This is a genomic window from Sulfitobacter litoralis, from assembly GCF_900103185.1.
Lineage (GTDB): Bacteria > Pseudomonadota > Alphaproteobacteria > Rhodobacterales > Rhodobacteraceae > Sulfitobacter > Sulfitobacter litoralis.
This window is the reverse complement of record NZ_FNJD01000004.1, coordinates 88,842-108,600: the sequence shown is the minus strand read 5'-3', so window position 1 is coordinate 108,600 and position 19,759 is coordinate 88,842. Positions and strand designations below refer to the sequence as shown.

The following is a 19,759-nucleotide window of genomic DNA, read 5'->3' as shown; positions in this document are numbered from 1 at the left end:
CATCCACCGCTGCAACACCCTTGAATAAGCACGGCTATGGTCTTGGAGCAAGCAGAAATTACCGAAAAACATAGCCAAACGCCAAGTTTTAGCAGCTTTATGCTGGTGTATCGGCCCAAACGACCCGGTCACGTCCGCCCAGATCAGGCAAGATCCGCACCCGGCCCCATCCGGCGGCTTCAAAAATTGCCTTAACGTCAGGGCCTTGCTGCCAGCCGAACTCTGCCAGAACACGACCCGTCGGGGTCAAAAAGCCCTGCGCCTGCGCGGCAATAATTCGGTACACGCTCAGCCCGTCCTGTCCGTCGGTCAGCGCCATCTCGGGCTCGTGCAGCCGCACTTCAGGAGAGACATCGTTCATCTCGCTTTTCGCCAGATAGGGAGGATTCGACACGATCAGATCAAACCGCCCTTCGGCCGCGCTAAACCAATTGGACTGCCGGATTTCGGCTCGCGCCTGAACGCCATGCAGCACCGCATTGGCGCTGGCTTGCAAGCAGGCAGCTTCGGACAGATCAAGCCCCACGCCGCACGCTTCAGGTTGTTCAGCCAGCAACGTCACAAGGATGCAGCCCGACCCCGTTCCAAGATCTAGCACCCGCTCAAAGGGCTCGGACAGCGCCAGTTCTATCAGGGATTCGGTTTCGGGGCGCGGGTCCAGCACATCCCGGCTGACCTTGAAGTCACGCCCGTAGAACGCCCGCTGCCCGACCAGATGCGACACCGGCACACGCACCGCCCGCAAGGAAACCAGTTTTTCGAACCGCTCTGCAATATCGGGGGCGATCTCTTCGGGCGCGATCAGGGTGACGCGCGCCGCATCGACAGAAGCCGCGTGTGCCAACAGGATGCGCGCATCCCGCGCCGGATCGGGCACGCCCGCAGCCCGCAAACGCGCTGTGGCGGCCACCATCGCTTGCGCTGCAGTGGGCGCGCTCACTGACCCATCTCGGCCAGCAGCTGCGCTTGCGCGTCAGCTGTCAGCGCCGAAATGATCTCGTCCAGATCGCCTTGCATCACGGCCTCTAGGCGGTAGAGCGTCAGGTTGATACGGTGATCGGTCATGCGTCCTTGTGGGAAGTTATAGGTCCTGATCCGTTCCGAGCGATCCCCCGAGCCCACTTGCGCGGCACGGTTGGCCGAACGCTCACCATCGACCCGCTGGCGTTCCATGTCATATAGTCGCGCCTTGAGCACCTGCATCGCGATCTCGCGGTTCCGGTGCTGTGATTTCTCGGAGGACGTGACAACCAGCCCTGTCGGCAAGTGGGTAATCCGAACGGCAGAATCGGTCGTGTTGACGTGCTGCCCGCCCGCGCCAGAGCTGCGCATTGTATCGATCCGCAAGTCATTGGCACCAATGTGGATATCGACGTCTTCGGCCTCTGGCAGCACAGCGACGGTCGCAGCAGAGGTATGAATGCGCCCGCCACTCTCGGTCGATGGCACCCGCTGCACCCGATGCACGCCGGATTCGTACTTGAGCCGCGCAAAGACGTTTTCGCCCTTGATATGGGCCACGACCTCTTTCACACCACCAAGTTCGGTAAACTGCTGTTCGATCAGTTCGACTTTCCAGCCCTGCGCTTCGGCATACCGTTGGTACATGCGCAGCAAGTCAGCTGCGAATAACGCCGCCTCGTCGCCACCTGTCCCGGGGCGAATTTCAAGCATCGCGGGCTTTTTGTCAGCTTCGTCGCGCGGCAGCAGGGCCACTTGCAAATCAGCCTCCGCCTGCGGCAAGGCGGCTTTCAGGCGCGGCAGCTCTTCCTCGGCCAGCTCCGCCATCTCGGGGTCTTTCAGCATGGCGCGTGCGTCGTCCATGCCTTGCAGCAACTGGCGATAGGCGTCGATCTGTTCCACCACAGGCCGCAGATCGGCGTATTCCTTGGCCAGCTTGGCAAAATCCGCCCCGTCAGAGCCAGCAGACATCGACGCCTCCAGAAACTGGAAACGTTGGGTGATTTGGGCGAGGCGGTCCATGGGGATCATACTGCTGGATGTCGCCGATAGAGTGGCTATGGTCAAGAGGCAGCCTGTGCTATGATTTACCTATGAAACGCATTTCACTGGTCTTTAGCCTGATCTGCCTTGCCCCGCCCCTTGCGGCGGAACCCTCATCCCCGGCCCGCAAACCGGTTGAATGCTATTGCACGGACCGCGAGGGGCAACGGGTCGAACTGGGGCAAACCATCTGCCTTGATGTGAACGGCCGCCGGTTTGCCGCGGAGTGCCAGATGTCGCTGAATGTGCCGATGTGGCGCGACATTGGCACATCCTGTCCGGGTCTTGCGCTGCGATCAGACCCCGATCTGGGCCAGAACCTTTCGCAGCCGCTTGCGGTTCACACCCAGATCTGAGCGGCCAAACCGCAAGCGCCCAGACACGATGGCTCGGGAATGGTCCGTACCCTCGACCTGCGTGACAGCCGCGCTGGTGTAATCGGGAAAGCCCCAAAAACCCGACCGCGTGACATACAGCACCTGATCAATGCCAGCCTCCAAACGCTCTGTGCGGGGGAGCTCTAGCATGGCGGTGTCAAAGTTTTGTAGGAACGCAGAGCCGTCATTGTCCAGATGCCGCACTGCCATAAAACCACCCTCTGACGGATAGTCGCCGGGGGCCTTGTCGACCGCGCCAAGTTCCCAGCGAGAGGCCGGCGCAGGAGCCAGACGTATATAGGCCTGTAGCCCCACGAAAATCGCCAAAACGACCCAGAAAAACATCATCATAATCTTCACCTTCATTTTGCCGATTAAACTCCCCGCGGAGCGTCCCGCCAACGCAGAACGCTCTGCCAGTCGCTATTTTCCGGCCTTGGCTTGCCGCATGTTCCATCCCAACAGACATAAGATTTCAGTCGCCACATGGGCACCAGCAATCGCTGTCGCGCCGGTTGTGTCGAACGGCGGAGATACCTCGACAATATCACCGCCCACAATGTTGATGCCGGCCAGATCCCGCATTATGATCGCCGCCTGCGCGGTCGTGAGCCCGCCCCAAACCGGTGTGCCTGTGCCCGGTGCAAAAGCCGGATCAAGCGCATCAATATCGAATGTAAGATAACAAGGACGGTCTCCAAGTACTTGTTTTATCTTAGCAACTGCGGCCTGTGGCCCTTTTTCATGCACCTCGCGCGCGTCGATCGTAGTGACCCCCAGCGTGTCCGGATTGGTCGTCCTGATACCTACCTGAACCGAGGTTTTGGGATCAACAATACCCGATTTCACGGCTTTGTAGAACATCGTGCCGTGGTCGATCCGGTCCATATCGTCATCGGGCCACGTATCTGAATGCGCATCGAACTGTAACAGACTGATAGGGCCGTATTTTTCGGCATAGGCCTTGAGGATCGGAAAGCTGATGTAGTGATCCCCGCCAAGGGTGACACTTGCCGCACCTGCGTCTAGTATCCCTTTGATATGGCTGGTTAACGCCCCGGGGAACTGGCTGGTATGGCCATAGTCGAATGCCAGATCACCGAAATCTGCGATTGCAAACTCGCTCAGCACGTCGAAATCCCAACCATAAGGCGGATCATAGGGCTGCAAAGACGACGCCTCGCGGATCGCGCGCGGACCCAAACGCGTGCCGGGTCGGTTGGTCACGGCCTGATCGAACGGCACGCCGGTCACCGCGATGTCCACGCCGCGCAGATCTTTGGTATAGCGCCGCCGCAGAAAGGACGTGGCCCCGCCAAAGGCGTTCTCGAAGCTTGGCCCTTTTAGGTCATCGCGGGTAAAGGCTTGATCCACTTGGTTCTTTGCGTCTTCTAACCCCATGTTACTTGGCCCCCAATGGTTGGGCCCGTTCAACGATACGGGCAAAGAAGGATGCACCCACGGGCGCAATTTCATCATCGAAATTATAGGCCGCATGGTGCAGCCCTGCCGTATCGCCCTGTCCGATGAACAGATAGGCACCGGGGCGTTTTTCAAGCATGTAGCTGAAATCTTCTGCCCCCATCTCGCGGCCATTGTCTGCGATGACGTGATCCTCGCCCGCAATTTCTGACGCGACCACTGCGGCAAACCCCGCCTCTTCGGGGGTGTTCACCGTCGCGGGATAGCCCTTTTCATATTCAAGTGTCGCGCTGACATCATAGCTGGCGGCTTGGCCGGCGACAATTTGCTCCATCCGGCGGATCACCATGGCCTGCACGTCTTTGTCAAAGCTGCGTACCGTGCCGTTGATATAGGCAGTTTCGGGGATCACGTTATCTGTGGTGCCCGTGTGGATTTGCGTGACCGAGACGACAAGATCATCCTGCGCATAGTGGTTGCGGCTGACGATGGTTTGCAGCGCCGTTGCAATGCCACAGGCGGCAACGACCGGATCGCGGGTTAGATGTGGCGTGGCACCATGTCCGCCCAAGCCTGTGATGTGGATGTGAAATTCATCGACCGCCGCCATCATCGCGCCGGGGGACGTATAAAAGCCGCCCTTGTCAAATCCAGGCGCATTGTGAAGCGCATAGACTTGGCCGATGTTGAACCGGTCCAGAATGCCTTCCTCGACCATCACCTCGGCCCCGCCGCCGGTTTCTTCGGCGGGTTGAAAAATCAGCGCCACGCGGCCCGCGAAATTGCGCGTTTCCGCCAGATATTTCGCCGCGCCTAGCAGCATCGTTGTATGCCCGTCGTGCCCGCAGGCGTGCATATTGCCTGCGTGGGTGCTGGCATAGTCCAGCCCGGTTTCCTCGGGGATCGGCAGCGCGTCCATATCGGCACGCAATCCGATGGTCGGCCCGTCAGCTTGCCCATTGATGATGGCGACGATGCCAGTTGTCGCAAACCCCTCGTGCAGCTCGTCTACACCAAATTCACGCAGGCGGTCGGCCACGAAAGCCGCTGTTTTAAAGCAGTCATTCCCCAGTTCGGGGATCGTGTGCAGATATCTGCGCCACTCTGTCATCTGGGGGGCATAATCCGCGATACGGTTGACGACGGGCATTACTGGACTCCTGTGGGGATCTTGGTCAGGTTGCATCTGACATCAGACACATGGGGGCTGCAATGGCCGAGACAAGAAATGATGCGTTGATCCACGATCAGGACGCCGGGATCGAACGCTTGCTGGAAATCATGCGCCGCCTACGTGATCCCCAAACCGGATGCCCGTGGGATATCGAACAGGATTTTGACAGCATCGCCCCCTATACCATTGAAGAAGCATATGAAGTTGCCGATGCTATTGAACGGCGCGACTGGCCCGAGCTTGAGGAAGAGTTGGGCGATCTGCTGCTCCAGACCGTCTATCACACGGCCATGGGCGAAGAAGACGGGCGTTTCAGCTTTCAGTCGGTGGTGCGCAATATCTCGGACAAGATGGTCGCGCGACACCCGCATGTTTTCGGCGATGAAAGCCGCGATAAATCAGCCGAACAACAGACCGCCGACTGGGAGAAGATCAAAGCGGCAGAACGTGCTGGCAAGGCCCAAGGGGGGACGCTTGATGGCGTGGCCGTGGGGCTTCCGGCGTTGCTGCGCGCCTACAAGCTGCAAAAACGTGCGGCCCGCGTGGGGTTTGACTGGCCGCAGGTCGAAGATGTGATCGCCAAGATCACCGAAGAAGCGACCGAACTGGTCGAGGCGCGCGATACCCTGACCCAAGCCGAGGTGACCGAGGAATACGGTGATCTGATGTTCGTCATGGCCAATCTGGGGCGTCATCTGGGGGTAGAGCCCGAAGCTGCCCTGCGCGCTGCCAACGCCAAATTCATTCGTCGCTTCAACGGTGTAGAGGCACGGTTGGCCGCACAGGGAAAAACGCCGTCTGACAGTGATCTGGCTGAAATGGATGCGCTGTGGGATGATGTGAAACGGGCGGAACGCAGCTAGGTCCGCCCGTGCCTGCTGGACAAGTCGCGGCACTTGCGGCAAGGCTCTGGCACAACCAAGACAGGAGAGCCCATGACACCGCGCAAGATAATTATCGATACGGACCCCGGTCAGGATGATGCCGTCGCGATCCTTGTTGCTCTGGCAAGCCCGGAAGAGATCGATATTCTGGGCATCACCTGTGTCGCGGGGAACGTGCCTCTGGACCTCACCTCCCGAAATGCGCGGATTGTTTGTGAATTGGCCGGCAAGCGCGCCGTAAAGATATTTGCTGGCTGCGACCGTCCCTTGGGTCGTGATCTGGTCACGGCAGAGCATGTGCACGGCAAAACCGGATTGGACGGCCCCGACCTGCCGGAGCCTACGATGTCGTTGGCCGAGGGGCACGCGGTTGATTTCATCATCGATACCCTGCGCGAGAACGCACCGGGTACGGTCACGCTCTGCCCCCTAGGGCCGCTGACCAATATCGCGACCGCGCTGCAGAAAGCTCCCGATATCGCCGACCGCATTGCCAAGATCGTGCTGATGGGCGGCGGCTATTTCGAAGGCGGAAACATCACGCCTACGGCTGAATTCAACATTTACGTCGACCCGCAAGCTGCTGACATTGTGTTTAAATCAGGCGCTCCTATTGTTGTGATGCCGCTTGATGTGACCCATAAGGCGCTGGTGACCAAGGCCCGCAACGATGCTTTCCGCGCAATCGGGTCCCCTGTGGGCATCGCCGTTGCCGAAATGACCGACTTTTTCGAACGGTTCGATAAAGAGAAATACGGCTCTGACGGGGCGCCGCTGCACGACCCTTGCGTCACCGCTTATCTGATCAATCCCGATTTGTTCAGCGGCCGCCACATCAACGTAGAGATCGAGACACAGTCAGAGCTGACCATGGGCATGACCGTGGCCGATTGGTGGGGGGTGACAGACCGCGCCCCCAATGCGACTTTTATGAATGATCTGGATGCCGACGGTTTCTTTGCGCTGCTAACAGAACGGTTGGCTCGTCTATGAGCGCGTCATTCACCCTCGCCAAGCCCGAACATCTGGACCGGCTGGTCGCCCTTGTGGCCAGCTTTCATGCTGAGACCGGGATCGAGCAGACGGATGACGACCGCCACAACGGTCTGGCACCGCTGCTGGAAGGCACGCCTTACGGTGTTGCCTATCTGATTGGCCCGGCGCGTGCTCCCATCGGCTATATCATCATCACCTTCGGATGGTCGGTCGAATTTGGCGGTCTGGATGCGATCATCGACGAAATCTATGTGCGGCCCGGTGTGCGTGGGCGCGGTATCGCCACCGAAGCGTTGCTGGCCGTACCGAACGCACTGGCGGGCGGTGGTCTGCGTGCAATCCACCTTGAGGTAGAGCGCGGCAACGCGATCGCGCAAAAGCTGTACCACCGTGCGGGCTTTCGCCCTCGTGAAAACTATATGTTCATGTCGCGCAAATTCTGACGCGGGCTGGCACAAAGGGCGCGTGGACCCTATATCTGCCTTATGACATTAACAGCCCCCTTCGATAACAGCTATGCGGCGTTGCCCGATGGCTTTTTCACACGCACCACGCCAACCCCTGTGGCCGACCCCAAACTGCTGGCGTTCAATGCGCCTTTGGCCAAAACGCTGGGGATCACCCACGGGTCACATGACGATCTGGCCTTTATCTTTGGCGGGAACGAACTGCCCGAGGGTGCCGATCCGTTGGCGCAGCGATATGCGGGGCATCAGTTTGGCAACTATAATCCGCAGCTCGGCGATGGCCGCGCGATTCTGCTGGGTGAAGTGCTGGATGCAAATGGCCAGCGTCGCGACATCCAGCTCAAGGGATCGGGCCGCACGGCGTATTCGCGTGGTGGCGACGGGCGTGCTTGGCTGGGGCCAGTGCTGCGCGAATATGTGGTGTCAGAGGCAATGCACGCCCTTGGCATCCCAACAACCCGTGCCTTGGCAGCGGTGCAAAGCGGCGAAGACGTGTTTCGCGAAACTGCCCTGCCCGGTGCCGTGCTGACCCGCGTCGCCGCAAGCCATTTGCGCGTGGGGACGTTTCAGGTGTTTGCCCATCGGGGCGAGACCGAGAACCTGCGCCGTTTGACCGATTACGCCATCCAGCGTCACTATCCGCAAGCCGTTGGTCCTTTGGGATTGTTGCGTGCCGTTTGTGCTGCCCAAGCCGATCTGATCGCGGCATGGATGTCCGTGGGCTTTATCCACGGCGTAATGAACACCGACAATTGCGCCATCTCGGGCGAAACAATTGATTATGGCCCCTGTGCCTTTATGGACGCATTCCACCCCAATCGCGTGTTCAGCTCTATCGACCGTCAGGGGCGCTATGCCTATGCCAACCAGCCGCAGATCGTCGTGTGGAATATGGCGCAGCTGGCAACGTCGCTGTTGCAGCAGCTTGACGATCCTGAATCCGGCGTCGCCGAGGCGACAGAGATCGTGCACGCCATGCCCGCGTTGATTGAAGAGGCCTGGCTCAAACGCTTTGCCGCCAAGATCGGGATCACAACCCCCAAAGCCGAGGATACCGCTTTGGTTGACGCGCTGCTGTCACTTATGCAAACGGATGGTGCTGATTTCACCAACGCGTTTCGGGCTCTGTCGGGGGAAAATGCCGCTGATCAGTTCACCGACCGCGCGGCCTTTGCCAATTGGCATGATGCATGGCAAGAACGTAATGCATCCGAACCCGACCCCATAGCAATCATGCAGGCCGCCAACCCTGCCGTGATCCCGCGCAACCACCGGATAGAGGCGATGATCAACGCCGCCGTCGCCGGCGATATGGATCCGTTTCACCGCCTGATGGCCGCCCTTGCCCGCCCGTATCAAGAAACTGACCCTGAACTGCACAGCGCCCCCACAGCGCAGGAAATCGTCCCCGCGACCTTCTGCGGCACGTAATACAGCGGAGACACGGCGCAGGTCGCCCGTTCCCAACACATCAGGCCAATTTTCAGGCGGGAACCCCCGCGATCTTTCAGTTGTTTTGCTCGATAAACTGCAACAGACTTGCAGTCGATCAGACCCAGAAGGATTACCGACAATGAGCTTGATGAAAACATTGGCCAAAGTGGCAATCGGCGTGGCTGTGGCCAAAGGGGCCAACGCCATGATGAATAAGAACAAATCCACCTCCGGCCGTGCTAGCAGTGGCGGCGGCTTGGGCGGTCTGCTTGGCGGGTTGACAGGTGGCAGCACCGCGTCGCGCAGCAGCGGCGGCGGCTTGCAAGATATGCTTGGCGGGCTGATGGGCGGTTCTTCGGGGGCCAGCGGCGGCGGTTTAGGCGGATTGTTGAACCAGCTGGGTGGCAGCCGTGGCGCAAGCTCCTCTGGCGGGCTGGGAGGTCTGTTGGGCGGATTGGCCGGCGCTGCCGGTGCCGGCGGGCTCTTGGGTGGATTGGGAGAGAAGACCCAATCTGCGCCCGAACGCCCCGAGGCTGACTTTGGTGCCGTTTTAAACTCCCAATTCGACAGTAACCCCACGCCTGAAATCACCCCCTCGCGCGATCAAGAGTCGACCGCGGCCCTTATGATCGCGGCGATGATCCAAGCGGCGAAATCAGATGGCATCTTTGATGACAATGAACGCGAAAAGCTGCTGAACCATCTGGACGAAGCTGACGCCGACGAGGCCGCCTTCGTACAGGCTCAGATGGCGGCACCAGTGGACGTGGATGCGTTGGTTGCCCAAACGCCAGAGGGTATGGGGCCGCAGATCTACGCGATGTCTCTGCTGGCCATCGATCTGGATACGCAGGAAGAGGCGCAGTATTTGCACAAACTGGCCAGCGCTTATGGCATGCAAGCTGCTGAAGTGAACGATATCCATGAAAAGATGGGTGTACCGTCGCTTTATACCTGACGCGATCCGGTTTTACGCAACAACCATGAAAGCCTGACCCCGCAACGGGTCAGGCTTTTGCTTTTTTGGTCTGCTTTTCCTTGGCGATCACGTGCTCTGCAAGATCACGGGCGATGGCAAAAGCCCCTTTGATCTTGTCGGCATCGGTCTTCCAGTCCCGTTTGACAACGATCTTGTTCTCTTTGACGTTCGCCAGGCCACGTTGGTCATGAATGAAGCTGACCAACCCTTCGGGCGAGGCGAATTTACCGTTGTGGAACTGGATCGTGACGCCCTTGGGGCCCCCGTCGAGCTTGGCAATTCCCGCACGTTTGCACATCGCCTTGATCCGGATCACCAGCATCAGCGTGTTCACCTCGCGTGGGAGCTTGCCAAAGCGGTCGATCAGCTCGGCGGCAAAGCCTTCAAGCTCGACCTTGGTGGTCAGCTCGGACAAGCGACGATAAAGCCCAAGACGCACATCCAGATCGGGCACATAGTCCTCGGGGATCAGCACCGGTACGCCCAGATTGATCTGCGGCGCCCATTGGCCGTCGTCGTCGATCATGCCTTCTAGCTCACCCGACTTGATCTTGGCAATCGCGTCTTCCAGCATGGATTGGTAAAGCTCAAAGCCCACATCGCGCATCTGGCCGGATTGCTCTTCGCCCAGCAGGTTGCCGGCCCCGCGGATATCCAGATCCTGTGACGCCAACGTAAAGCCTGCCCCAAGCGTGTCGAGGCTGCCCAACACCCGCAGTCGTTTTTCGGCAGTGGTGGTCAGCTTAGCGCGGGGTTTGGTTGTCAAATAGGCATAGGCGCGGGTTTTGGATCGGCCCACCCTGCCCCTGATCTGATACAGCTGCGCCAGTCCGAACATATCGGCACGGTGCACGATCATCGTGTTGGCCGTCGGAATATCAAGACCGGATTCCACGATCGTGGTCGCCAGTAAGATGTCATATTTACCGTCGTAGAATGCGTTCATCCGGTCGTCCAGCTCTCCGGCGGCCATCTGGCCATGGGCGACAAGATAGGTCAGCTCGGGCAGTTGGTCCTTCAAAAACGCCTCGATCTCTGGAAGATCGGTAATGCGTGGCACCACATAGAAGGATTGCCCGCCGCGGTAATGCTCGCGTAGCAGCGCTTCGCGTAAGGTTACGGCGTCAAATTCACTGACATAGGTGCGGATCGCCAAACGGTCGACGGGCGGCGTGCCGATGATCGACAGGTCGCGCACGCCCGTAAGGCTCAGCTGCAAGGTCCGAGGGATCGGCGTTGCGGTCAGTGTCAGCACGTGAATATCCGTGCGCATCGCCTTCAGGCGCTCTTTGTGGCCCACGCCAAAGTGTTGCTCTTCGTCGATGATCAGCAGGCCAAGGTTCTTGAACTTGACGCTTTTCGCCAGCAACGCATGCGTGCCAACGACCACATCGACCGTGCCACGGGTGATGCCATCGCGCGTGGCGTTCGCCTCTTTTGCGCTGACAAAGCGGGACAGCTGGCGGACTTCAAGCGGGAAACCACGAAAGCGTTCGGCGAAGGATTTATAGTGCTGGCGTGCCAACAGGGTTGTGGGCGCAACAATGGCCACCTGTAGCCCCGACATCGCCGCTACAAAGGCCGCGCGCATTGCCACTTCGGTTTTGCCGAATCCCACGTCGCCGCAGATCAACCGATCCATTGGATTGCCGCTGGTCAGGTCGTCCAACACGTCCGAGATCGCGCTAAGCTGATCGTCGGTTTCGGCATAGGGAAAGCGTGCAGAAAACGCATCCCACATGCCTGGCGGCGGGTCCATGACAGGCGCTTTGCGTAGCGCTCGTTCGGCGGCTATGCGGATCAGCTTGTCCGCCATCTCGCGGATGCGTTCCTTGAGCTTAGCCTTTTTGGATTGCCATGCGCCGCCGCCAAGCTTGTCGAGCAACCCTTCGTCGTGCCCATAGCGCGACAGCAGCTCAATGTTTTCGACCGGCAGATACAGTTTAGAGTTTTCGGCGTATTCCAGCAGCAGACATTCGTGGGCGGCACCCGCAGCGGTCACGACCTCCATCCCCAGATACCGACCCACGCCGTGATCCACATGCACGACCAGATCACCGGGGCTTAGGGATTGAGTTTCAGTCAAGAAGTTGTCGGCACGGCGTTTGCGCTTGGCAGAGCGGATCAAGCGATCGCCAAGAATATCCTGCTCAGAGATAACGGTCAGCTTTGACGTGCTGCTGCCGCTTTCCCAAGGGGCCTCGAACCCGTGTTCCAACGCCCAAACCGCCAGATGCAACCCGCGTTTTCCAATCCGCGTGCCGTTCTTGATGGCGATGGTCTCCCCCATGCCTTCATCTTCGATCAGGCCGGTCAGCCGTTCACGGGCACCATCGGAATAGCTGGCCATGACCACGGGGCCGTCTTGAAGTTTCTCTTTAAGATGCGTTGCCAAGGCCCCGAAAAGGCTAACAGTTTCCTGTTGTCGTTCAGGTGCAAAGTTACGTCCTAGACGTCCGCCAGCGTCCAATACATTCGGTCCCGTAGGCTGTGGCAGCGGCTTGAAGCTGATCACGCGCTTGCCGATTAACGCCGTTTCCCATGCGGTATCGGTCAGGTACAGACCTTCGGGCGGCGCGGGCTTATACACGCTGTCCATCTTTGACCGGTTCGCCATGGCCAGCCTGCGGGTTTCATACTGGTCGGCGATGCTGTCCCACCGTGACAAGCGCTGCGCCGTGAGCTGGTCGTCCAGCGTAATCGTGGCCTGCGGGACGTAATCAAACAGCGTCTCAAGAGTCTCGTGAAAGAACGACATCCAGTGTTCCGCACCCTGATGCTTGCGGCCTGCACTGATCGCCTCGTACAGCGGATCATCGGTGCCCGCGACCCCGAATTCGATCCGGTAATTTTGGCGAAAACGGGTGATCGCGCTTTCGTCCAGAATAACCTCGCTGACGGGGGCCAGTTCGATCAGTTCCAGCTTTTCGGTGGTGCGCTGCGTGGCAGGATCAAAGCGCCGCGCGCCGTCCAGCGTGTCGCCAAACAGATCAAGCCGCACGGGGCCAAGGTCACCGGGTGGAAAAATGTCAATGATGCCACCGCGGATCGCGTAGTCCCCCGGTTCGGTCACTGTCGGGCTTTGCACAAACCCCATGCGTACCAGAAACCCCCGCAATGCGGATTCGTCGATACGGTCACCCACCCGGGCGGAAAACGCGGCAGTTCGCAGCACATCGCGTGCCGGCACCCGTTGCGTCGCGGCGTTCAGAGAGGTGAGCAGAATGAATTGGTCCGGCATCCCATGCACCAGCCCGGCCAACGTCGCCATGCGCTGCGCCGAAATATCGGCATTGGGCGATACACGATCATAGGGCAAACAATCCCAGCTCGGAAACACAACTACCGGCACATCCGGCGCGAAAAAGCGCAACGCGGCCTGCATCGCTGCCATGCGCTTGTCATCGCGTGCAATATGCAACACAGGCGAGCCACTTTTGCCCAGTTCGTTCAGCACTGCCTGTGCATCAAAGCCTTCGGGGACACCGGAAAGCGTGATTTGGGATTTTTGTGACATCAGCAGTTACCTGTATCCGATCGCGTGTTTTTCAACCGCCAAACGGACCCGTATAAAGGTTTTGATACATCCCCCACATCGATGTGACGAAAATAGAGAACATTCCGATGATCTGGGTGTAAAGACGGTGACGGTTTAGGCGTTTGATCAGCCGTTCGCCGGTGCCGGAATCTTCGCGGATTTGCTGCGCAGTCGACACGCTCAGAAGGGCAACCAACGACAGCGGAAATGCCAATAGCAGTACGGCTTGGGCGAATTCAAAGTCGTAGAATATCGCCAGTGTAAACAGCATCGTCATAAAAAAGCAGTTAAAGCCGATAATCCAGATGCCTGACACTTGGGTGATATAAAGAATACGGTTCACATTGATGCGGGCCAGATCCTCGAGGTCAGCGAGCGCCTGTTCGCCATTGCGCCGCGCCCGCAACACCAGATCAAAGGGCACGCCCAACACCCAATGACTGGCCGACGACCAGACCACAGCTACGGCAATCCAGTACCACAGATTAGAGAAAGATCGCATGTCGATGACTTCGAAGATTGTCTGATAGAGGGTCAAGGTGCGCTCGTCTTTTGAGTGAAATCATTGCGTTCAGACGTGCTGCCCTACAATCCAATGTCAGTCATAACGACGGTCAGGCGAAATTCCTAGCCTTGAGCCGTGCAAAAATACATGGCAAGCCTTGCGCCAAAGCATCCGAGGTATTTTACATGAGACCCCAACAAGCCCCCTTTCCCGCCACCCGCCTGCGCCGTACCCGCCAATCCGAAGGTGTGCGCGCCTTGGTGCGTGAAAATACGCTGTCTTTGGGGGATTTGATCTGGCCGGTCTTTGTGCGCAGCGGTGACGGTGTGGAAGAGCCCGTGCCCTCTATGCCCGGTGTCTATCGTCGTAGCGTCGACAAGCTGGTCGAGGCCGCTCGCGAGGCCGCGGATCTTGGGATCGGGGCCATGTGCATCTTTCCCTACACCGGGATAGAGGACCGGACAGAAGACTGCGCCGGCGCCTGGGACCCGCAAAATAATGCCAACCGCGCCATTCGTGCGATCCGCAAGGCTGTGCCCGATATGGTCATCATGACGGATGTGGCGCTGGATACCTATAATATCAACGGCCACGATGGCTTTGTCGAAGACGGGATCATCGTGAACGATCGTACGGTCGAAGCGCTGGTCAAGATGTCGCTGGCACAGGCGGATGCGGGCGCGGATATCATCGGACCATCGGATATGATGGACGGGCGTATCGCCGCGATCCGCGCCGGCCTTGAAGCTGCCAGCCATTCGGATGTGATGATCATGAGCTACGCCGCGAAATACGCCTCGGCGTTCTACGGCCCGTTCCGCGATGCCGTTGGTGCATCCGGCGCACTGACCGGCGATAAAAAGACCTATCAGATGGACTACGCTAACAGCAACGAAGCGTTGCGCCTGATCGAACGCGACCTGCGAGAGGGGGCCGATATGGTCATGGTCAAACCCGGCATGCCCTACCTTGATATCTGCCACCGCGTAAAATCCAGTTTCGGCGCCCCGACTTTTGCCTATCAGGTGTCGGGCGAATACAGCATGGTCAAGGCCGCTGCGCAGAATGGCTGGATCGACGAAGAACGCGTAATGATGGAAAGCCTGATGGGCTTTAAGCGTGCGGGATGTGACGGGGTGTTGACCTATTTCGCCCCTTCAGTGGCGCGGCTGATGAACGGTTAATTCTGCGTTTGCGCGGGTAAATCACGTCAAACGTGGCAGATCATCGCCGATTTAGGCCCTAAATCCGTGACACCCGCGGGTTTTGCGCATATGGTCGCAAGGTAACCGGATGAACCGGTATTGATAATTACAGGCAGAACACTATGACAAACAACACTTTCTCGCGCCGGGCTTTTGCCTTGGGTGCGATTGCAAGCGCGGGTGCCGTTGCGGCATGTGGCAACGGTGTGGGCAGCCGTGGCAGCGGGATGATAGATGCGCGTGTAAGAGCCACGCTTGACGCCATGTACCGCACCTATCCCAACACGCGGCAACTGGCCGATAAATCGAACGGCATGCTTGTGATGCCGCTTGTGACCGAAGCCGGGCTTGGCTTTGGCGGGGCCTATGGCCGTGGCGCGCTGCAAGTGAACAATGTGACTGTCGATTATTACTCTGTCACCAAGGCAACTGGCGGGCTGCAAATTGGCGCGCAGCAATATGCTCACGTGCTATTCTTTATGACCGAAGCCGCCCTAAGCGATTTTCGCCGCTCCCCCGGTTGGGCTGCGGGTGCCGATCTGGAATATGTCATCTCGGACCGTGGCGAAAGCGTTGAGGCAGACACGACGACCGCGCTTGCCCCTGTCGTGGCGGCGGTATTCGGCCGCGCCGGTCTGCGGCTTGGCGCGACGCTCGAAGGCACCAAATACTCGCGCATCATCCCCTAAGGGATACGCCCGACCTGCATCTGTGCGGGTCGGGCAGCTTTTTCCCTACCCCAAAGCGTTCAATCGTTTGAACAGCGCCGACGTATCCCAACGTCCGCCACCCATTTTCTGCACATCTTTATAGAACTGGTCGACCAGCGCCGTGACAGGCAGGCTCGCGTCAATCTCGTTGCTGGTATCCAGACAAATCCCCAGATCCTTGCGCATCCAATCTACGGCGAACCCGTGGTCGAACTTATCATCCAGCATCGTCTCGTAGCGGTTGGCCATCTGCCAGCTGCCAGCGGCACCTTGGCTGATCACCTCGACCACATCGCGCCCGTCCAATCCGGCCTTCTGGGCGAAATGGAGCGCTTCGCTCAGGCCCTGGACCAGACCAGCGATGGCGATCTGGTTGCACATCTTGGTCATTTGGCCGGCACCGCTGCCGCCCAGGCGACGGCAGATTTTGGCGTAGACCTCCATCACGGGCAACGCCCTTTCAAACGCGCTGGTGTCGCCACCGCACATGATTGACAATTGGCCATTCTCGGCCCCCGCTTGACCCCCCGAAATTGGCGCATCGACAAAGCTGATCTGGCCCTTAGCGGCAGCAGCATATAATTCGCGCGTGACAGCTGCCGATACGGTGGTGTGATCCACAAAGATCGTGCCCTCGTCCATGCCCGCAAAGGCGCCATCGTCGCCTCGGCAAACCGACCGCAGATCATCATCATTACCCACGCAGGAAAACACGATTTCCGCCCCCTTGGCAGCGGCTTTCGGCGTTTCTGCCATCTTGCCACCGTGTGTCTCTGCCCAAGCGCGGGCCTTTTGCGTAGTGCGGTTATAGACGGTCACGTCATGTCCCGCTTTTTGCAGATGTGCGGCCATCGGCCCCCCCATCACACCCAGTCCCAAAAATGCGAGCTTTGTCATCGTCTTTTCCTTGCCATTCAGTTGCGCTATTGCCTGTGGGGAACCTATCATCCCGCGCACATTGGTCAATTGCGTCCGGATATTACCCAGGAGCGTGACATGGCAGTGGTTTTTCGGTGGCTGATGCGAATTGCAACGCTGTTGGTGGTGATCGCGGTGATTGGTGTTGGCGGGGCCTACTGGCTCGCCTCGCGGTCGCTGCCCGAATATGATGATACGGTTAAGGTGGCCCACCTCAGCGCCGAGGTAGAGATCGTGCGCGACAATGCCAATGTGCCGCATATCTTCGGTGAGAATGACCGCGATGTGTTCTACGGGCTGGGTTTCGCCCATGCGCAAGACCGTCTGTGGCAGATGATCACCATGCGCCGCACGGTTCAGGGGCGCCTTTCAGAGGTGTTTGGCACCGCCACCGTGCGCATAGACCGTCTGCTGCGCCGATTTGATCTTTATACTTTGTCGGTGCAGTCGCTTCAGGCGCTCGACCCCAAGACCCGTGCGGCGCTAGACGCATATGCTGAAGGTGTGAATGCGCGTCTGGACCAGATCAACAAAGAAGCCTTAGGCCGTGGTGCCCCTGAAATGCTGCTGTTCGATGCCCCCGTTGCCCCTTGGCGTGCGGCGGATTCCGTCGCATTGGTCAAGCTGATGGCGCTACAGCTGTCGGGCCATCTGGATGCCGAGGTGAAACGTGCGCGCACGTCGCTTGCCCTGCCAGATCAAGATCGGCTGGCCGACATCCTACCCGACGCGCCGGGCAGCGGCATCGCAGCCTTGCCTGAATATGCCCAACTGGCACCGGGCCTGCCGCAATTCGCCGCCAATATCCCGCTTGATCCGTCGCCCCTGTCACCGTTCAAAACCTTTGACCTTGCGGGCGCATCAAACGCATGGGCCGCAGCGCGGGATCGTTCTGCCTCGGGGGGGACGCTGATCGCCAATGACCCGCATCTGGGCTTTACCGCACCGACCATCTGGTACCTCGCACGGCTTGAACTGCAATCGGGCGGTGTCATCGGCGGTACCATCCCCGGCATCCCCGTGGTGCTGACAGGCCGCAGCAGTGCGCTTGGCTGGGGTATCACATCGTCCTATGCCGACGATCAGGACGTCTATATCGAAGAGTTGAACCCCGACAACTCAGAGGAATACCGCACCCCCGACGGGTTCAAAAGGTTCAGCAAACGCGCATCAATCATCACCGTCAAAGACGCCGACCCCATCACGCTGACCCTGCGCTGGACGGACAACGGGCCGGTGCTACCGGGCAGCCACTATAACTTGGCGGCAATCACGCCACCCGGCCATGTCGCTGCGCTAAACTGGACCGCGCTTGATCCCGCCGATACTTCTATCGCCGCCGCGATGCAGCTGATGGAGGCAAAGACCGTCGAGGAAGGGATCGCATCCGGCGAGGCCTATATCGCACCGTCGCAGAACCTGACGCTGGTGGATGTAAACACGATCGCGATGAAAACCATCGGCGCGCTGCCTGCCCGTGACGCAGACCACCAAAGCCAAGGGCGGATGCCCACGCCCGGGTGGATCGCTGCCAACCGCTGGCAAGGTCGCTTGCCCTATAGCGCCAATCCCGAATTCCTCTCGCCGCGCGGGGGGATACTCGGCAATACGAACAACAAAACCGTCGACCGGCCTTTTCCCAACCACGTGTCCTTCCTTTGGGGCGATACCCAACGTATCCAGCGTTGGCGTAGCCTGATGCAGCGCCGGCAGGTCCACACGCGTGACAGCTTTATCGAAGCGCAGCTTGATACGGTCAGCTTTACGGCCCGCTCGTTGCTTCCGTTGATCGGTGCCGAACTTTGGTTCACGGGCGAAACCGCGCCTGACGGCACGCCTGAACGTCAACGCCAGCGGGCGCTTACCCTGTTGGCAGGCTGGTCAGGAGAGATGAACGAACACCTGCCCGAACCGCTGATCTATGCGGCTTGGGTGCGCGCGCTGCAAGAACGCCTGATCCAGGACGAACTGGGCGCATTGGCACAGGAATATGACCACGTCGATCCGCTGTTCATTGAACGCGTCTTCCGCGATGTGGACGGTGCCGCTGCTTGGTGCGATGTATTGCAATCCGCGCCGAAAGAAACCTGCCCCGACATGGCGCGTCTGGCGCTGGACGATGCGCTAGTCTGGATCAATGAAACTTGGGGCAGCCAGCTTGAATCCCTGCGGTGGGGCGACGCGCATCAGGCAACCCACGACCACCAGACCCTGGGCGAAGTGCCCGTGCTGCGCTACTTCATGAACATCCGTCAGTCGACCTCAGGTGGCGACAACACGCTGCTGCGGGGCCGCACACGGGGCACGGGGCCTGATCCTTTTGCCAACGTCCACGGCGCAGGGTTCCGCGGTGTCTATGACTTCGCCGACCCGGATTCATCGGTGTTTGTCACCTCGACGGGGCAGTCGGGGCACTTCCTGTCAGACTACTATGACGATCTGGCACAGCTCTGGCGGCGCGGCGAATACATCCCCATGTCGCTCGACGAGGATCTTGCCCGCGCTGCCCCCGTTGGCATCACCAAGCTGATACCGGAGACCCCATGAACCGCGTTATCCTGTTTAACAAACCTTTCGGCGTACTGTCTCAATTCACCGATAAAGGCACCGAAGGATCGCCGCGTCCGACCTTGTCTGCCTATATTGACGAAAAAGGGTTCTATCCTGCTGGCCGGCTCGATCGTGACAGCGAAGGGCTCATGGTCTTGACCGACAGCGGCCCGCTTCAGGCCCGCATTTCGCATCCGAAATACAAACTGGCCAAAACCTATTGGGTTCAGGTAGAAGGCACGCCGGATGAACAGGCCCTTAGCGCTCTGCGCAGCGGTGTGATGCTCAAAGACGGCAAAACCGCCCCCGCCAAGGCGCGGCTGATCGACCCGCCCGACCCCCTGTGGAATCGCGACCCGCCCGTACGTTTTCGTAAATCCGTGCCCGACGCATGGCTCGAGATTACCATCACCGAAGGCCGCAACCGGCAGGTCCGCCGCATGACAGCACATGTAGGGCTACCGACACTCCGCCTCATCCGTGCGCGCGTTGGTGACTGGGAACTGCACAAGCTCCAACCCGGCGCATGGCGCTTCTCGTCCGAGCTTGGCCGCTAATTCCGAATGGCCCTAAATCCCGGGGGGCGGCCAAAGGCC

The 19,759-nt window shown here is 59.3% G+C and carries 18 protein-coding genes; 10 read left to right on the top strand and 8 right to left on the bottom strand.

Features of this window, described 5'->3' with window-relative positions; genetic code table 11:
* Nucleotides 1-97 precede the first annotated feature (97 nt).
* The gene (gene prmC / locus BLQ98_RS05015; protein WP_093732248.1) at nucleotides 98-940 is read right to left on the bottom strand and encodes a peptide chain release factor N(5)-glutamine methyltransferase; all 843 of its coding nucleotides are present in this window, start codon (nucleotides 938-940) and stop codon (nucleotides 98-100) included.
* Entirely contained in the window at nucleotides 937-1,992 is a 1,056-nt protein-coding gene (gene prfA / locus BLQ98_RS05010; RefSeq protein ID WP_093732247.1) for a peptide chain release factor 1, read from the bottom strand. The genes prmC and prfA overlap by 4 nt, the downstream gene beginning before the upstream one ends.
* Before the next feature lie 62 nt (nucleotides 1,993-2,054).
* Here prfA and BLQ98_RS05005 point away from each other — a divergent pair, with 62 nt between their 5' ends.
* Entirely contained in the window at nucleotides 2,055-2,360 is a 306-nt protein-coding gene (locus BLQ98_RS05005; RefSeq protein ID WP_208596020.1) for a hypothetical protein, read from the top strand.
* Here BLQ98_RS05005 and BLQ98_RS05000 read toward each other — a convergent pair.
* The 3 genes from BLQ98_RS05000 to BLQ98_RS04990 all read right to left on the bottom strand — a co-directional run bounded on the left by BLQ98_RS05000 (nucleotide 2,301) and on the right by BLQ98_RS04990 (nucleotide 4,953).
* Nucleotides 2,301-2,732 (bottom strand): DUF1499 domain-containing protein, encoded by a 432-nt coding sequence (locus BLQ98_RS05000; protein WP_093732246.1) that lies wholly within the window; start codon nucleotides 2,730-2,732, stop codon nucleotides 2,301-2,303. The genes BLQ98_RS05005 and BLQ98_RS05000 overlap by 60 nt on opposite strands.
* Nucleotides 2,733-2,804: 72 nt before the next feature.
* On the bottom strand, nucleotides 2,805-3,782 hold the full coding sequence (gene speB / locus BLQ98_RS04995) for an agmatinase (RefSeq protein ID WP_093732245.1): 978 nt from the start codon (nucleotides 3,780-3,782) through the stop codon (nucleotides 2,805-2,807).
* Between the two features lies 1 nt (nucleotide 3,783).
* Nucleotides 3,784-4,953 carry a M20 aminoacylase family protein gene (locus tag BLQ98_RS04990; protein WP_093732244.1) on the bottom strand — a complete coding sequence of 390 codons (1,170 nt, stop codon included), beginning with the start codon at nucleotides 4,951-4,953 and terminating at the stop codon, nucleotides 3,784-3,786.
* 62 nt (nucleotides 4,954-5,015) lie between these two features.
* On the opposite strand from BLQ98_RS04990, the gene mazG reads away from it, so the two are divergent.
* The 5 genes from mazG (at nucleotide 5,016) to BLQ98_RS04965 (ending at nucleotide 9,716) form a co-directional block, all read left to right on the top strand.
* Nucleotides 5,016-5,840 carry a nucleoside triphosphate pyrophosphohydrolase gene (mazG, locus tag BLQ98_RS04985; RefSeq protein ID WP_093732243.1) on the top strand — a complete coding sequence of 275 codons (825 nt, stop codon included), beginning with the start codon at nucleotides 5,016-5,018 and terminating at the stop codon, nucleotides 5,838-5,840.
* A gap of 72 nt (nucleotides 5,841-5,912) precedes the next feature.
* Nucleotides 5,913-6,854 carry a nucleoside hydrolase gene (locus BLQ98_RS04980; RefSeq protein ID WP_093732242.1) on the top strand — a complete coding sequence of 314 codons (942 nt, stop codon included), beginning with the start codon at nucleotides 5,913-5,915 and terminating at the stop codon, nucleotides 6,852-6,854.
* Nucleotides 6,851-7,300: a GNAT family N-acetyltransferase gene (locus BLQ98_RS04975; protein WP_093732241.1), complete on the top strand. Its 450-nt coding sequence runs from the start codon at nucleotides 6,851-6,853 to the stop codon at nucleotides 7,298-7,300. Before BLQ98_RS04980 ends, BLQ98_RS04975 begins: the two co-directional genes overlap by 4 nt.
* Before the next feature lie 42 nt (nucleotides 7,301-7,342).
* Nucleotides 7,343-8,755, top strand: a complete 1,413-nt coding sequence (locus BLQ98_RS04970) for a protein adenylyltransferase SelO (RefSeq protein WP_093732240.1) — start codon at nucleotides 7,343-7,345, stop codon at nucleotides 8,753-8,755.
* Between the two features lie 142 nt (nucleotides 8,756-8,897).
* Nucleotides 8,898-9,716, top strand: a complete 819-nt coding sequence (locus BLQ98_RS04965; protein ID WP_093732239.1) for a tellurite resistance TerB family protein — start codon at nucleotides 8,898-8,900, stop codon at nucleotides 9,714-9,716.
* A gap of 49 nt (nucleotides 9,717-9,765) precedes the next feature.
* Here BLQ98_RS04965 and mfd read toward each other — a convergent pair whose 3' ends face one another.
* Together mfd and BLQ98_RS04955 are read right to left on the bottom strand one after the other, a co-directional pair.
* A complete protein-coding gene (mfd, locus tag BLQ98_RS04960; RefSeq protein ID WP_093732238.1) occupies nucleotides 9,766-13,254 on the bottom strand; it encodes a transcription-repair coupling factor in 3,489 nt (1,162 codons plus the stop codon).
* Between the two features lie 31 nt (nucleotides 13,255-13,285).
* Nucleotides 13,286-13,813 (bottom strand): component of SufBCD complex, encoded by a 528-nt coding sequence (locus tag BLQ98_RS04955; protein WP_093732237.1) that lies wholly within the window; start codon nucleotides 13,811-13,813, stop codon nucleotides 13,286-13,288.
* A 152-nt stretch (nucleotides 13,814-13,965) separates the two neighbouring features.
* Here BLQ98_RS04955 and hemB point away from each other — a divergent pair, with 152 nt between their 5' ends.
* Nucleotides 13,966-14,964 carry a porphobilinogen synthase gene (gene hemB, locus BLQ98_RS04950; protein ID WP_093732236.1) on the top strand — a complete coding sequence of 333 codons (999 nt, stop codon included), beginning with the start codon at nucleotides 13,966-13,968 and terminating at the stop codon, nucleotides 14,962-14,964.
* A 143-nt stretch (nucleotides 14,965-15,107) separates the two neighbouring features.
* Nucleotides 15,108-15,674, top strand: coding sequence for a lipid-binding SYLF domain-containing protein (locus BLQ98_RS04945; protein WP_093732235.1), 567 nt, complete (start codon nucleotides 15,108-15,110; stop codon nucleotides 15,672-15,674).
* Nucleotides 15,675-15,719: 45 nt separating this feature from the next.
* Here the strand turns inward: BLQ98_RS04945 and BLQ98_RS04940 are convergent, their stop codons facing one another.
* Nucleotides 15,720-16,643, bottom strand: coding sequence for an NAD(P)-dependent oxidoreductase (locus BLQ98_RS04940; RefSeq protein WP_141135302.1), 924 nt, complete (start codon nucleotides 16,641-16,643; stop codon nucleotides 15,720-15,722).
* A 48-nt stretch (nucleotides 16,644-16,691) separates the two neighbouring features.
* On the opposite strand from BLQ98_RS04940, the gene BLQ98_RS04935 reads away from it, so the two are divergent.
* Nucleotides 16,692-19,160: a penicillin acylase family protein gene (locus BLQ98_RS04935; protein WP_093732233.1), complete on the top strand. Its 2,469-nt coding sequence runs from the start codon at nucleotides 16,692-16,694 to the stop codon at nucleotides 19,158-19,160.
* Nucleotides 19,157-19,720, top strand: coding sequence for a pseudouridine synthase (locus tag BLQ98_RS04930; RefSeq protein WP_093732232.1), 564 nt, complete (start codon nucleotides 19,157-19,159; stop codon nucleotides 19,718-19,720). The genes BLQ98_RS04935 and BLQ98_RS04930 overlap by 4 nt, the downstream gene beginning before the upstream one ends.
* Nucleotides 19,721-19,759 lie beyond the last annotated feature (39 nt).

Coding starts and splice junctions, on each gene's coding strand:
- BLQ98_RS05005 (WP_208596020.1), top strand. CDS start 2,055: ATGAAACGCATTTCACTGGTCTTTAGCCTGATCTGCCTTGCCCCGCCC.
- BLQ98_RS04940 (WP_141135302.1), bottom strand. CDS start 16,643: ATGATAGGTTCCCCACAGGCAATAGCGCAACTGAATGGCAAGGAAAAG.
- BLQ98_RS04990 (WP_093732244.1), bottom strand. CDS start 4,953: ATGCCCGTCGTCAACCGTATCGCGGATTATGCCCCCCAGATGACAGAG.
- BLQ98_RS04975 (WP_093732241.1), top strand. CDS start 6,851: ATGAGCGCGTCATTCACCCTCGCCAAGCCCGAACATCTGGACCGGCTG.
- hemB (WP_093732236.1), top strand. CDS start 13,966: ATGAGACCCCAACAAGCCCCCTTTCCCGCCACCCGCCTGCGCCGTACC.
- BLQ98_RS04945 (WP_093732235.1), top strand. CDS start 15,108: ATGACAAACAACACTTTCTCGCGCCGGGCTTTTGCCTTGGGTGCGATT.
- BLQ98_RS04965 (WP_093732239.1), top strand. CDS start 8,898: ATGAGCTTGATGAAAACATTGGCCAAAGTGGCAATCGGCGTGGCTGTG.
- prfA (WP_093732247.1), bottom strand. CDS start 1,992: ATGATCCCCATGGACCGCCTCGCCCAAATCACCCAACGTTTCCAGTTT.
- mazG (WP_093732243.1), top strand. CDS start 5,016: ATGGCCGAGACAAGAAATGATGCGTTGATCCACGATCAGGACGCCGGG.
- BLQ98_RS04935 (WP_093732233.1), top strand. CDS start 16,692: ATGGCAGTGGTTTTTCGGTGGCTGATGCGAATTGCAACGCTGTTGGTG.
- speB (WP_093732245.1), bottom strand. CDS start 3,782: ATGGGGTTAGAAGACGCAAAGAACCAAGTGGATCAAGCCTTTACCCGC.
- BLQ98_RS05000 (WP_093732246.1), bottom strand. CDS start 2,732: ATGATGATGTTTTTCTGGGTCGTTTTGGCGATTTTCGTGGGGCTACAG.
- BLQ98_RS04980 (WP_093732242.1), top strand. CDS start 5,913: ATGACACCGCGCAAGATAATTATCGATACGGACCCCGGTCAGGATGAT.
- BLQ98_RS04970 (WP_093732240.1), top strand. CDS start 7,343: ATGACATTAACAGCCCCCTTCGATAACAGCTATGCGGCGTTGCCCGAT.
- mfd (WP_093732238.1), bottom strand. CDS start 13,254: ATGTCACAAAAATCCCAAATCACGCTTTCCGGTGTCCCCGAAGGCTTT.
- BLQ98_RS04930 (WP_093732232.1), top strand. CDS start 19,157: ATGAACCGCGTTATCCTGTTTAACAAACCTTTCGGCGTACTGTCTCAA.